General features: G+C 73.1%; 10 protein-coding genes. 7 read left to right on the top strand and 3 right to left on the bottom strand.

Features of this window, described 5'->3' with window-relative positions:
- Positions 1–56 precede the first annotated feature (56 nt).
- Entirely contained in the window at positions 57–1,454 is a 1,398-nt protein-coding gene (gene radA / locus ACIQ8J_RS25280; RefSeq protein WP_403274224.1) for a DNA repair protein RadA, read from the bottom strand.
- Positions 1,455–1,759: 305 nt separating this feature from the next.
- On the opposite strand from radA, the gene ACIQ8J_RS25275 reads away from it, so the two are divergent.
- The gene (locus tag ACIQ8J_RS25275; RefSeq protein ID WP_403274225.1) at positions 1,760–3,427 is read left to right on the top strand and encodes a hypothetical protein; all 1,668 of its coding nucleotides are present in this window, start codon (positions 1,760–1,762) and stop codon (positions 3,425–3,427) included.
- Positions 3,428–3,463: 36 nt separating this feature from the next.
- Here the strand turns inward: ACIQ8J_RS25275 and ACIQ8J_RS25270 are convergent, their stop codons facing one another.
- Complete coding sequence (locus tag ACIQ8J_RS25270; RefSeq protein WP_403274226.1) at positions 3,464–4,279, bottom strand: hypothetical protein; 816 nt, start codon at positions 4,277–4,279, stop codon at positions 3,464–3,466.
- Between the two features lie 52 nt (positions 4,280–4,331).
- On the opposite strand from ACIQ8J_RS25270, the gene ACIQ8J_RS25265 reads away from it, so the two are divergent.
- From ACIQ8J_RS25265 to ilvD, 4 genes are all read left to right on the top strand, one after another.
- On the top strand, positions 4,332–5,264 hold the full coding sequence (locus ACIQ8J_RS25265; protein WP_403274227.1) for a Ppx/GppA family phosphatase: 933 nt from the start codon (positions 4,332–4,334) through the stop codon (positions 5,262–5,264).
- Positions 5,265–5,375: 111 nt separating this feature from the next.
- Entirely contained in the window at positions 5,376–6,197 is an 822-nt protein-coding gene (locus tag ACIQ8J_RS25260) for a sugar phosphate isomerase/epimerase family protein (RefSeq protein WP_403274228.1), read from the top strand.
- Entirely contained in the window at positions 6,194–6,826 is a 633-nt protein-coding gene (locus ACIQ8J_RS25255) for a TetR family transcriptional regulator (protein ID WP_403274229.1), read from the top strand. The genes ACIQ8J_RS25260 and ACIQ8J_RS25255 overlap by 4 nt, the downstream gene beginning before the upstream one ends.
- A gap of 208 nt (positions 6,827–7,034) precedes the next feature.
- The gene (ilvD, locus tag ACIQ8J_RS25250; protein ID WP_403274231.1) at positions 7,035–8,885 is read left to right on the top strand and encodes a dihydroxy-acid dehydratase; all 1,851 of its coding nucleotides are present in this window, start codon (positions 7,035–7,037) and stop codon (positions 8,883–8,885) included.
- A gap of 30 nt (positions 8,886–8,915) precedes the next feature.
- Here the strand turns inward: ilvD and ACIQ8J_RS25245 are convergent, their stop codons facing one another.
- Positions 8,916–11,111, bottom strand: a complete 2,196-nt coding sequence (locus tag ACIQ8J_RS25245; protein WP_403274232.1) for a PQQ-binding-like beta-propeller repeat protein — start codon at positions 11,109–11,111, stop codon at positions 8,916–8,918.
- Positions 11,112–11,221: 110 nt separating this feature from the next.
- On the opposite strand from ACIQ8J_RS25245, the gene ACIQ8J_RS25240 reads away from it, so the two are divergent.
- Together ACIQ8J_RS25240 and ACIQ8J_RS25235 are read left to right on the top strand one after the other, a co-directional pair.
- Positions 11,222–11,485, top strand: coding sequence for a peptidase (locus tag ACIQ8J_RS25240; RefSeq protein WP_403274233.1), 264 nt, complete (start codon positions 11,222–11,224; stop codon positions 11,483–11,485).
- A gap of 429 nt (positions 11,486–11,914) precedes the next feature.
- The gene (locus ACIQ8J_RS25235; protein ID WP_403274248.1) at positions 11,915–12,364 is read left to right on the top strand and encodes a hypothetical protein; all 450 of its coding nucleotides are present in this window, start codon (positions 11,915–11,917) and stop codon (positions 12,362–12,364) included.
- Positions 12,365–12,876: the final 512 nt, after the last annotated feature.

Raw genomic sequence — 12,876 nt, 5'->3', positions numbered from 1 at the left:
TGCTCGCGTACTGCTCGTACGGACGGGCGAGACCAGGGCAAAGTCTACCGGCGCGGCTACTCCTCCCGTGGGGCCTGTGCACGACGCCCGCGCGGGAGCACCCGCAGCGCGTCCCCCATGTCGGCGACTTCCGTGACCTTCATACCGGCCGGGACCTTGCCCGGGTCGGTCGGCACCAGGGCGTGGGTGAAGCCGAGCCGGTGTGCTTCGGCGAGCCGGCGCTGGACCCCGGTGACCCTTCTGACCTCGCCCGCCAGGCCCACCTCGCCGATCGCGACCAGGTTCTTGGGCAGCGGGGTGTCGCTGGCCGCCGAGGCCAGGGCCAGCGCGATCGCCAGGTCCGCGGCGGGCTCGGAGAGCTTCACCCCGCCGACCGTCGCGCTGTAGATGTCGCGCTTGCCGAGCGCGGTGATGCGGCCGCGCTGTTCGAGCACCGCGAGCATCATCGAGACGCGGGAGGTCTCCAGACCGGAGGTGGTGCGGCGGGGGGAGGGGATCTGCGAGTCGACCGTGAGCGCCTGGACCTCGGCGACCAGGGGGCGGCGGCCTTCGAGGGTGACCGTCAGACAGGTGCCGGGCACGGCCACGTCGCGGCGGGTGAGGAACAGGCCGCTGGGGTCGGCGAGTCCGGTGATGCCCTCGTCGTGCAGTTCGAAGCAGCCGACCTCGTCGGTCGCCCCGTACCGGTTCTTGACGCCTCGTACGAGACGCAGGCGCGCGTGCCGGTCGCCCTCGAAGGAGAGCACCACGTCCACGAGGTGCTCCAGCAGGCGGGGGCCCGCGATCGCGCCGTCCTTCGTGACGTGGCCGACCAGGAGCGTGGACATGCCACGCTCCTTGGAGGCGCGGATCAGCGCGCCCGCGACCTCGCGGACCTGGGCCATGCCGCCGGGTGCGCCGTCGATCTCGGGCGACGCGACGGTCTGCACGGAGTCGAGGACGAGCAGGGACGGCTTCACCGCGTCGAGGTGGCCGAGGACGGCGGACAGGTCCGTCTCGGCCGCCAGGTAGAGGTGGTCGTTGAGCGCCTTGATGCGGTCGGCGCGCAGCCGGACCTGGCTCGCCGACTCCTCGCCCGTGATGTACAGCGTGCGGTGGTCGTCGGTGGCCGCCTTCGCCGCGACGTCCAGGAGCAGCGTGGACTTGCCGACGCCGGGCTCGCCCGCGAGCAGCACCACCGCGCCGGGCACCAGGCCGCCGCCCAGGACGCGGTCCAGCTCGGCCACGCCGGTGGTGCGGGCGGTCGCCTGGCGGCCGTCCACCTGGCCGATGGGCAGCGCGGCCGTGGAGACCCGGCCCGCCGCCGTCGTACGGACCGCGGGCGCGCCGTACTCCTCGACCGTCCCCCAGGCCTGGCACTCGGGGCAGCGGCCGAGCCACTTGGCGGTGGTCCAGCCGCATTCGGTGCAGCGGTAGGACGGCCGGTCCTTCGCGGATTTAGTACGGGCAGCCATGTCGTCACCGTATAGGGGGCCACTGACATTCCCGTACGGGCCGCCGGTCGGCCGGTGGTGCGGGGTGCCTTCCGCCTTCCGGGCGCGGGGTCCGGCATGTCCGCGCCCCGCCGTTCGGGTGGTCCTGCTCCGCCCCGCACCGCCCCGACTGCTTGCGTCCGTTTGCACTGTGCGTGAGGGGTCCGCCATGGAATGCCATGGAAGCCCCGGTTCCTGTCCTCTTTTGAGGGATACGTTCACCCGTAAGGATTAAATGTGTTCAACCGGTACGAAGAAGCTCTGATCCTCCCCCTACGGTCGCTCGCGTGACGAGCAGCAGACGGGATCAACCAGCGCACGACACCGGCGCACACCGGGCGCACGACCGTGGGCCCCGCACGTTGGCCCAGCGCCCGCCCGCGCGTTACGAGGCCCATCTCGACGGCCTGTTCACGTACTGCCTGTCCGTCCTGTGCGACCACGACGAGGCGACCGCAGCCCTCGGCGACATACTCGCCGTCTCCGAGCGCCAGTACGCGCGATGTCCCGAGGGCGAGGCCGAACGCAGGGCATGGCTGTACGCGCTGGCCCGCTGGGCCTGTCTGCGCAAGCTGGCCGAGCGCAGACGCAACCGGCAGGGCGCCCACACGGGACGCGTGCCCGAAGAGGCCCCCGCCGCCGCGGTCTCCGAGGAGGAGCACGAGCGCCGCCGCCGCGAACTCGCCCTGCTCGCCTGGCCCGAGGCCGCCGGCACCACCCCTGAGCAGCGCGAGGCCCTCGAACTCGCGGTCCGCCACCAGCTGGGTGCCCGCGAGGTCGCCGCCGTGCTCGGCATGACCTACCCGGCCGCCCGCGAACTCCTCGCCGCGGGCGCCTGCGAGGTCGAGCGGACCCGGGCCGCGCTCGCCGTCGTGGAGATGGGCGGCTGCCCCACGGTCGCCCAACTGACCGGCGACCACCAGGTGTTGCTCTCCGCCGCGCTGCGCCGGGAACTGGTCCGGCACGTGGACGACTGCCCCCGCTGCCGCCGCGCCGCCGAACGCGCGGGCGCGGGCAGCCCCTGGCCCGGCTCGACCGTCACCCCGGCCGCGCTGCCGCTGGCCGAGGCGCCGCGGGCCGCCGCGCAGGCCGCGATGCTGAATGTGCCGCGGACGCGCGGCGGGGCCCCGCGCTTCGACCGGACCGGGTTCCCGATGGACCCCAAGGACCGGGCCGCCCGGCGCGACCGGCTGCGGGCGAGGGCGGTGACCACCACCGTCGTGGCGACCGTCGTCGCGGCGCCCGTCTTCGCGCTCTGGGCCGCCTACCGCGGCGCCCCGTCCACCGGCGAGACCCACGGCGGCACGAAGGTCACCGCCAGCGAGGCCGACACTCCGGGCGGGCTGAACGGGCACCCGTACGACCGCTACGAGAACGCGGGCAACGCCCGCAGCGAACCCGACGGCCGCTTCACCGCCGGCAGCCGCGCCCCCGACGTCTCCGTCGAGGTCATCAGCCCCTCGGCCGCCCCGGCGGGCCCCGGCCGGCTCGCGGTCGCGGCGAGCTCGGCGGGCGACACGACCGTGCTCACGCTCACCTCGACCGGGGGCTCACCGGTCGACTGGTCGCTGCGCAGCCACGCCCCCTGGCTCTCCTTCAGCCAGAGCGCGGGCCGGCTCGCGCCCGGCCGCAGCGTCACCGTGTACATCCGCGTCGAGCACGCCCAGGAGCCGCACCACGCCTGGTCGGTACGGGTCGAGGTCGAGCCCTCGGGCGCCGCGGTACGCATCTCGGGCGACGGCACCCCGGTCGGCCCGCCGGCCTCGCCCAGCCCCGGCGACCCGGGCCACCCCGGCCCGCCCGGATCCAGCGCGCCGCCGTCGACCCCGCCCGCGCAGAGCCCGCCGAGCAGCCCCGCGCCCACGCCGCCACGGCCGACGTCCAGCCCGACGCCGACCCCGCCCGCCTCGCCGACCCGGACCCCGCCGCCACCCCCGGCCACCCACAAGGGCTGACCGGGAGGGGCCCAACTGCCGTAATCCGTAAGCCGGTTACCGCTTGGGGTCGGCCGGGTGGGGGGCGACCAGCGGCAGCTGCGAGGCGAGCCGCGCCTCGCACTGCTCCACGAGCACGCCGTACGCCTTCTTGCCCATGAGCTCGGTCAGCTCCGGCTTGTACGTCACGTACACCGGCTCGCCCGCGCCGTGGGCGGAGGTCGCCGAGGTGCACCACCAGTGCAGGTCGTGGCCGCCCGGACCCCAGCCGCGGCGGTCGTACTCGCCGATCGAGATCTGCAGCACCTTGGTGTCGTCGGGCCGCTCGATCCAGTCGTACGTCCGGCGCACCGGCAGCTGCCAGCACACGTCCGGCTTGGTCTCCAGCGGCTCCTTGCCCTCCTTCAGGGCCAGGATGTGCAGCGAGCAGCCGGCGCCGCCCGCGAAACCCGGCCGGTTCTGGAAGATGCAGGAACCCTTCCAGCGGCGGGTCTGGCGCTCGCCGTCGTCGTCGGTCTGGATCCAGCCCGACTCGGTGCCCACGTCGTGGAACTGCCACAGCTCAGGGGTGAGCCGCGCCACGTGCCCGGCCACCCGCTTCTCGTCGTCCTTCTCGGAGAAGTGGGCACCCAGCGTGCAGCAGCCGTCGTCGGCCCGGCCCGCCTCGATGCCCTGGCAGCCGCTGCCGAAGATGCAGGTCCACCGCGAGGTGAGCCAGGTCAGGTCGCAGCGGAAGACCTGCTCGTCGTCGGCGGGGTCGGGGAATTCGACCCAGGCGCGCGGGAAGTCGATCCCCTGCTCGTCCTGGGTCCGCTGGGCGGGGTTCTTCGCGGCCCCGGCTTTGCCCGGCTTCGCCTTTTTCGTCTTTGGCACGGGTCAAGCGTATGTCCGAGCCCGTGTCCGCACGCGCAGTAGCGTTCACTCCATGAGACTCGGAGTCCTCGATGTGGGGTCGAACACGGTTCATCTGCTGGTGGTGGACGCGCACGCCGGTGCCGCGCCGCTGCCCGCGCACTCGCACAAGGCGGAGCTGCGGCTCGCCGAACTCCTCGACGGGGACGGTGCGATCGGACCGGAAGGCGTAGACCGGCTGGTCGCCACGATCAGCGGCGCGCTTATGGCCGCCGAGGACAAGGGTGTCCAGGAACTGCTGCCCTTCGCGACCTCCGCGGTCCGCGAGGCCAGCAACATCGACCAGGTGATCGCCCGGGTCCGCGACGAGACCGGCGTGGAGCTGCCGGTCCTGTCCGGCGAGGAGGAGGCCCGGCTCACCTTTCTGGCGGCCCGCCGCTGGTACGGCTGGTCGGCCGGGAAGCTGCTCCTGCTCGACATCGGCGGCGGCTCCCTCGAAGTCGCGTACGGCATCGACGAGGATCCCGACGCGGCGGTGTCGCTGCCGCTGGGCGCCGGACGGCTGACCGCCGCCTGGCTGCCGGGCGACCCGCCGGACCCGGCCGACGTACGGGCGCTGCGCCGGCACGTACGGGCCCAGATCGCGGGGACCGTCGGCGAGTTCACGCGCTCGGGCCGGCCCGACCACGTGGTGGCCACGTCGAAGACGTTCAAGCAGCTCGCCCGGATCGCGGGGGCCGCCCGGTCCAGTGAGGGGGCCTACGTCCAGCGCACTCTGAGTCGTGGCTCACTTGAGGAGTGGGTGCCCAAGCTCGCCGCCATGACGGCCGAGCAGCGCGCCACGCTGCCCGGTGTCTCCGAGGGCCGGGCGCGCCAGCTGCTCGCCGGGGCGCTGGTCGCGGAGGGCGCGATGGACCTGTTCGCCATCGATGAGCTGGAGGTCTGCCCCTGGGCGCTGCGCGAGGGCGTGATCCTGCGCCACCTCGACCACCTTCCGGCGGAGTGACGGGTTCGGATACCGGCGAGTGCGACGTTCGTCGTTACCGGTGAGTGTGACGTTCGTCGGGCTCCCCGGACCGCCTCCCCGCCCGGCGGCGGGGGCCCGTACCCTGTCTCCGTGGCAGATCCAGTGGTGCGCATCCCGGATGCGAAGGTCGCCCTGTCGACGGCCTCGGTCTATCCGGAGTCGACGGCGACGGCCTTCGAGATCGCCGCGCGCCTGGGCTACGACGGCGTCGAGGTCATGGTCTGGACCGACCCCGTCAGCCAGGACATCGAAGCCCTGCGGCGGCTCTCCGACTACCACCAGGTGCCGATCCTGGCCGTCCACGCGCCGTGTCTGCTGATCACCCAGCGGGTCTGGTCCACCGATCCCTGGGTCAAGCTCCAGCGGGCCCGGTCGGCGGCGGAGCGGCTCGGCGCCTCCACGGTGGTGGTCCATCCCCCGTTCCGCTGGCAGCGCCAGTACTCCCGCGACTTCGTCAGCGGCATCTGGCGGATGGCCGACGAGACCGATGTGCGATTCGCCGTCGAGAACATGTACCCGTGGCGCTACCGGGACCGCGAAATGCTGGCGTACGCCCCCGACTGGGACGTCACCAAGGACGACTACCGCAACTTCACGGTCGACCTCTCGCACGCCGCGACCTCCCGTACGGACGCGCTGGCCATGGTCGACCGGATGGGCGACCGGCTCGCCCACGTCCACCTCGCCGACGGGCGCGGCTCGGCCAAGGACGAACACCTGGTGCCGGGCCGCGGCACCCAGCCGTGCGCGGAACTCCTCGAACGCCTCGCCCTGACCGGCTTCGGCGGACACGTCGTCATCGAGGTCAACACCCGGCGCGCCATGTCCGCGGCCGAACGCGAGGCCGACCTCGCGGAGGCGCTCGCCTTCACCCGGCTGCACCTGGCGTCCGCCCCGGCCCGCCGCGCATGACGGACTACCCGGACGGCACGGGCCCGGCCACCCCGCGCCGCCGCGGCCGCCCGCCGCGGGCCTCCGTCGAGGCGGGACCCGGCGCCCGCGAACGCATCCTGGCCGCGGCCCGCGCCGAGTTCTCCGGCCGGGGCTACGACAAGACGTCCGTGCGCGGCATCGCCAAGGCGGCCGGGGTCGACGCGGCGCTCGTCCACCACTACTTCGGCACGAAGGACGAGGTCTTCGCGGCGGCCGTCGAAGTCGACTTCGAACCGGCGCTGACGCTGTCGGCGGTCCTCGGCCGCGACCTCGACGGCGTGGGCGAACGCCTCGCCCGCTACTTCCTCTCCGTCTGGGAGAACCCGGCGACGCGCACCCCGCTGATCGCCGTGATCCGCTCGGCGCTCACCCACGAGGCGGCGGCGAAGGTCCTGCGCGGGTTCGTGCTGCGCCGCCTCCTGGAGCGCGTGGCGGCCGACCTGAAGGTCCCCGACCCCCGCTTCCGCGCGGAACTGGCGGCGTCCCACATGATCGGAATCGCGATCCTGCGGTACGTACTGGAGGTGGAGCCCCTGGCCTCGGCGGACCCGGAGTCGATCGTGACCCTGGTCGCACCGACGCTCCAGAGGTACTTGACGGAGGCCTGAGCCGGCACTCGCCGGAGGGGCTTGGTTTTCGGCTGAGGCCCGCCGCAGTTCCCAGCCCGTCATGGGGGTTCCCCCTGGCCCTCGGCCCGCGCAGCCCCCTGACCAAAGGGCGAGCCGGCCGTCTCGGCATCCAGACACCCTGTCCAAATCTTGGAGCACCGGCGTAGGCTCGCAGACAGCCCACCCTGTCTGAAGGAGACGAGCGACGATGCCCGAGCTGAGGTCCCGCACAGTCACCCACGGCCGCAACATGGCGGGCGCCCGCGCCCTTATGCGGGCCTCCGGTGTAGCGAGCGAGGACATCGGCAAGCCGATCATCGCCGTGGCGAACAGCTTCACCGAGTTCGTGCCGGGCCACACCCACCTCGCCCCGGTCGGCCGCATCGTGAGCGAGGCCATCCTGGCCGCTGGCGCGGTGCCCCGCGAGTTCAACACGATCGCCGTGGACGACGGCATCGCGATGGGCCACGGCGGCATGCTCTACAGCCTCCCCTCCCGCGACCTCATCGCGGACAGCGTGGAGTACATGGTCGAGGCGCACTGCGCGGACGCCCTGATCTGCATCTCCAACTGCGACAAGATCACCCCCGGCATGCTGATGGCGGCGCTCCGCCTCAACATCCCCACCGTCTTCGTCTCCGGCGGCCCGATGGAGGCCGGCAAGGCGACCCTGGTCGACGGCACGGTCCGTACGCTCGACCTGGTCGACGCGATCTCGGACGCCGTCAACGACAAGATCTCCGACGAGGACATCCTCCGCATCGAGGAGAACGCCTGCCCCACCTGCGGCTCCTGTTCCGGCATGTTCACCGCCAACTCGATGAACTGCCTGACCGAGGCCATCGGCCTGAGCCTGCCCGGCAACGGCTCGGTCCTGGCGACCCACACCGCCCGCCGCGCCCTGTACGAGAACGCGGCCCGCACGGTCGTCGAGATCACCAAGCGGCACTACGAGCAGGACGACCACTCGGTCCTCCCGCGCTCCATCGCGACCCGCGCCGCGTTCGAGAACGCCATGGCGCTCGACATCGCCATGGGCGGCTCCACCAACACGATCCTGCACCTGCTGGCCGCCGCCCAGGAGGCCGAGCTGGACTACGGCCTCGCGGACATGGACGCCATCAGCCGCCGCGTCCCGTGCCTGGCCAAGGTCGCCCCGAACGTCGCCAAGAACCGCACGTACTACATGGAGGACGTGCACCGCGCCGGCGGCATCCCCGCGATCCTCGGCGAGCTGTACCGCGCGGGCCTGCTCAACGAGGACGTGCACACCGTCCACTCCCGCTCCATCAAGGAGTGGCTGGACACCTGGGACGTGCGCGGAGGCTCCCCGTCCGCCGAGGCGGTCGAGCTGTGGCACGCGGCCCCCGGCTGCGTCCGCTCCGCCACGGCGTTCTCGCAGTCCGAGCGCTGGGACACCCTGGACACCGACGCCGCCGAGGGCTGCATCCGGGACGCGGCCCACGCGTACAGCAAGGACGGCGGCCTCGCGGTCCTGCACGGCAACCTCGCCGAGGACGGCTGCGTCGTGAAGACGGCCGGCGTCGACGAGTCGATCTGGACCTTCGAGGGGCCCGCGGTCGTCTGCGAGTCGCAGGAGGAGGCCGTCGACAAGATCCTCCGCAAGGAGATCACGCACGGCGACGTCGTGGTGATCCGCTACGAGGGCCCCAAGGGCGGCCCCGGCATGCAGGAGATGCTGTACCCGACGTCGTTCCTCAAGGGCCGCGGCCTCGGCAAGACCTGCGCGCTGATCACCGACGGCCGCTTCTCCGGCGGCACCTCGGGCCTCTCCATCGGCCACGCCTCGCCCGAGGCGGCGTCCGGCGGCACCATCGCGCTGGTCGAGGACGGCGACCGCATCCGGATCGACATCCCGAACCGTACGATCCAACTCCTGGTCCCCGACGCCGAGTTGGCGACCCGCCGCGAGGCGCTGAACGGGGTGTACGCCCCGAAGGACCGCGAGCGCAAGGTCTCGGCCGCGCTGCGCGCCTACGCGGCGATGGCCACCAGCGCCGACCGCGGCGCGGTCCGCGACGTCTCGAAACTGGGCTGACGCGGCGGTCCCGGTACGGCTGTCGCCGCCCTACCAGGTGGCGACATCACCGGGATCGACCGCGAACACCGACCCGTCGGGGGCGGCGGCATACACCTTGCCCCCGGCGGTGAGCGGTGCGGGAAGGGCGGGCGTGAAGGTGTAACGCCCGCCGTTCATACGGGGGTTGGTCTGCCCGGCGAGCACGCCCTTGCGGGCGTCGAAGGCGAGCAGCCTGCCGTCGGCGCCGGTCAGATACACCCGGCCGTCCGAGGCGACGGGCCGCGAGGCGCGAGCCACGCCGGTGTCGAGCCGCCACCTCTCTCCGCCGCGTACCGAGTCCACCGCGACGAGCGCCCCGCCCGCCCCGAAGACGTACACCGTGTCCCCTTCGGCCCCGGCCTGCGCCTGGTCGAGCGGTGCGGCGAGCGGGGTGCGGCGGACGGCACGGGTGGCGGTGTCGAGGCGTACGACGGCCGAGGTGAACCCGCTGGGGTCGGTCGTCAGCAGGAACAGGGCCTTGGCGTCGGCCGCGACCGGGTGGAGCCGCCCGTCGACGCGGCTCTGCCACCGCACGGCGCCGGTGGCCGGATCAACGGCGGCGACGGAGGTCGAGGCGCCGTCGGCGGAGGGCGTGGCGACGAACGCGAGCCCCTTGCCGTCGCCGGTCTGGGCCCCGGCCGCCTTGCCGTTGCCGGGCGTACCCCCCTCACCTTCGCCGGACATCAGCCACTGCGACCGCCGGTCCCCGACCCGCTTCCGCCATTTCTCCACCCCGGTAAGGGAGTTGAGCGCGGTGACCTGCCCGTCGGCGGTGGACAGCAGCACGGTGTCGCCCGCGGGATGCACTCCGGAGTACGCCGAAACGTCCGCGGACCACACCTGCTTCCCGGTGCCGGGGTCGTAGGCGCGCAGGGCCCCGCCCCCGGGAACCCGCACGAGCACCCGGCCGCCGGCGACGACCGGGGCGAGGTCGTCGGAGAGTATGGCGGCGCCCGCCCCGGGCACGGACCACAGCACCTTCCCGCTGAAGGGATCGAGCCGGGCGACGGAGACGCCGGGCGCGGCGCAGTAGAGCGAGCGGCCGTCGTCGCCATGGCCGCCGACGGAGCAGAAGGCCACCCGGTTCTCGCCACCGCTTCCGGGCAACTGCACTGTCCAGGGCCGGAATTGAGGAGCACCGGCCTGCTTGGGGGCGGCGGCCGCGGTCTCGGTACCGGTCCCGTCGGGCAGCGCCTGCACGCCCGCCAGACCTGCGCCGGCGACCCCTACGAGCGCGAGCGCGGCGAGGACCCAGCGGGTACGACGGCGTGCCGGCCCCTTCCTGCCGCCACCGGAGGAACGTTCCTCGCCGGAGGAACCCTCGTCCCGCACCGGGTTCTGGAACCGCTGCGTCGGGATGGAGGCCTCTGACCCGTACGCGGCGGACCGCAGTGCGGACATCAGCTCGTCCGGGGTGGGCCGGTCGGCGGGATTCTTGGCGAGGCAGCCGCGGAGCACCGGTACGAGATCCTCGGGCACGCCGCCCAAGTCCGGCTCGTTGTGCACCACTTGGTACGCGACGACGTACGGCGACTCCGAGTCGAAGGGCCCGCTGCCGGTGGCGGCGTGCACGAGTACCGCCCCCATGGCGAACACGTCCGCGGCGGGCCCGACCTCGCGGGGCCGCTGGAACTGCTCGGGAGCCATGAACGGCGGCGTACCGATCAGCTTTCCGGTCTCCGTCCGCAGATCACTGTCGTACGGACGCGAGATCCCGAAGTCGATGACCTTGGGCCCGTCGGCGGCGAGCAGCACGTTGCTCGGCTTGAGGTCGCGGTGCACCACCCCGGCCCGGTGGATGTCGCGCAGCGCCTCGGCGAGCCCGGCCCCGAGCCGGCGCACCTCCGCGGCGGCCAACGGCCCGCTGTCCTTGACCCGTTCGGCGAGGGTGGGCCCCGGAATGTGCAGGGTGGCCATCCAGGGCCGGGCGGCATCCGGATCGGCGTCCACGACGGAGGCGGTGAAGGCCCCGCTGACCCGCCGGGCCGCCGACACCTCCTGCCGGAACCGCGCCCGGAATTCCGGATCGGCGGCGTGCTGGGCGTGCACGACCTTGACGGCGAGCCGCATGCCGGAGGGGGAGGTGGCCAGATGCACCACACCCATGCCGCCCGACCCGAGTACGGATTCGAGCCGGTAGGCCCCGACGGATTCCGGATCCTCGGCACTCTCCGCCCCGAACCCGATACTGCGAGGCGACGCCATGGCCCACCCCCATGTGTCCGTTGTACGCCCGCGTCCGACGGAGCCTAGTCGATGGGGCGTACGGGTCCGAGGGGCTTGCTAGCCTGCGTGTTGCACACAGAGTGAAGCGGATGGGGGAGATGCAAATGTCACGTTATCCGGTGGCGCCGGGCTGCGAACTGAACGTACGCAGCGGCCCCGGCACGGGTTACGCCGTGGTCGACGTCCTGCCCCAGGGCGCAACGGTCCCGGTGAACTGCCAGACCCCGGGCACGACGGTCTCGGGCCCGTACGGCACCTCGAACATCTGGGACAATATCGGCAACGGCCGCTTTGTGTCGGACGCGTACGTGAAGACGGGAAGCGACGGGTACGTGGCGGCGCGCTGCGGCTGAGGGGTCTTGTGGAAGTCCGGTGCGATACCGCGCCCTGAAGGGGCGCGGGGCTGTGACATCGTGCGGCTCCGCCGCGATGGGCACGATCAGTCACGACCGGCCCGCAGCCGACGAACCCCACTTCCCGCGAAGCGCCTTGCGCCCCGCGCCTTCCGGCCGCCCCGGTCCGGGATAATCGACCCCATGAGCGAGAACAGCGCCGCGGGCGGCAAGGGGGCCGAGGACGGCGGGAACGGGGCCGGTGCCGGGACGGGGCTCGGTGACGGCGGGCGGGCCGTCGGCCGGAAGGGGCCTGGTGACGGCAGGGAGGCCGTTTCCGGCAGCGGCGCCGTCGACCGGAGCGGGGCCGACGAAGGCAACGCGGCCGATGCCCGAAACGGCAAGGCGGCACCCGCTGCGACTGCCGCGACCGGACCGCAGCCCGAGCCGATCCGTTTCTTCGGCACGACGTGGGTCGACCACGACAACGGATACGGCCTGCGCCGAGCCGGCGCGGCGATCGGCTCGCTGGCCGCGGCGGTGGCGGCGTGCTTCGTGCTGCGCCTCGCGTACGAGGGCCTGCAGATCGCGAACACCGGCGGATTCGTGAACGTGCTGGTCGTGGTGATGTTCGCGATCTGCAGCGCGCTGGCGTTCCGCAAGACCTGGGAGGGCTTCTCGACCCGCCCCGCCGACCCCGACGCGGACCGCTCGCTCCAGGGCCTGAAGGCCATCGGCTTCATCGGCTCGCTGCTGGCCTACTTCTTCCGTACGTTCACAGAGGCCCCCGGCGAAGCCCTGCACCGCACGGAATACGAAACGGCCCGAACCCAGTACGAACGCCGCCGAGGCACCCGCACGGGGAACCCGGCGGCACGCAAAAAGCCAAAGCGAAAGTAGGCAGCCCCGCGAGCCCTCGCACGGCGCGCGGGTGGCCAATGGCGGGGCATCACCCAGTGGTTGCTCGGCTTGTGTCAGGGGGCAGGACGGGCGGGCGGGGTGGGAAGCGAGGCCGGCCGAAGGTGGGCGTCCATGCATGGCGCGCGGGTGGCCGATGGCGGTCCGCTACCCAGTGGTTGCTCGGCTTGTGTCAGGGGGCAGGACGGGCGGGTGGGGTGGGAAGCGAGGCTCGCCGAAGGTGGGCGTCCATGCATGGCGCGCACGCCGTCAACGGCGGGCCACCACCCACTGGTCCCTCACCCAGGCAGCGGGCAGAACGGGCGGGCGGGTGGGAAAACACCCACCCCGCCCCCCCCCCCCCGGCCGGGGGGGGGGGGGGGGGGGGCGGGGGGGGGGGGGGGGGGGGGGGGGGGGGGGGGAGGGCCGCTGGTCGGCGTCGTAGCCCCAGGACTTGCGGGTGATGGCGAAGTCGACCCAGGTGTCGGTGAAGCGGGTGGCTTCGGTGAGGGTCT

It is taken from the genome of Streptomyces sp. NPDC094147, assembly GCF_044764265.1.
Classification (GTDB): domain Bacteria; phylum Actinomycetota; class Actinomycetes; order Streptomycetales; family Streptomycetaceae; genus Streptomyces.
The sequence above is the reverse complement of the archived record's forward strand: the minus strand, read 5'-3'. Positions and strand labels throughout refer to the sequence as shown.

Excerpts from the sequence above, each read along its gene's own strand:
- radA (WP_403274224.1), bottom strand. The coding sequence starts at position 1,454 with ATGGCTGCCCGTACTAAATCCGCGAAGGACCGGCCGTCCTACCGCTGC.
- ACIQ8J_RS25265 (WP_403274227.1), top strand. The coding sequence starts at position 4,332 with ATGAGACTCGGAGTCCTCGATGTGGGGTCGAACACGGTTCATCTGCTG.
- ACIQ8J_RS25255 (WP_403274229.1), top strand. The coding sequence starts at position 6,194 with ATGACGGACTACCCGGACGGCACGGGCCCGGCCACCCCGCGCCGCCGC.
- ilvD (WP_403274231.1), top strand. The coding sequence starts at position 7,035 with ATGCCCGAGCTGAGGTCCCGCACAGTCACCCACGGCCGCAACATGGCG.
- ACIQ8J_RS25245 (WP_403274232.1), bottom strand. The coding sequence starts at position 11,111 with ATGGCGTCGCCTCGCAGTATCGGGTTCGGGGCGGAGAGTGCCGAGGAT.
- ACIQ8J_RS25240 (WP_403274233.1), top strand. The coding sequence starts at position 11,222 with ATGGGGGAGATGCAAATGTCACGTTATCCGGTGGCGCCGGGCTGCGAA.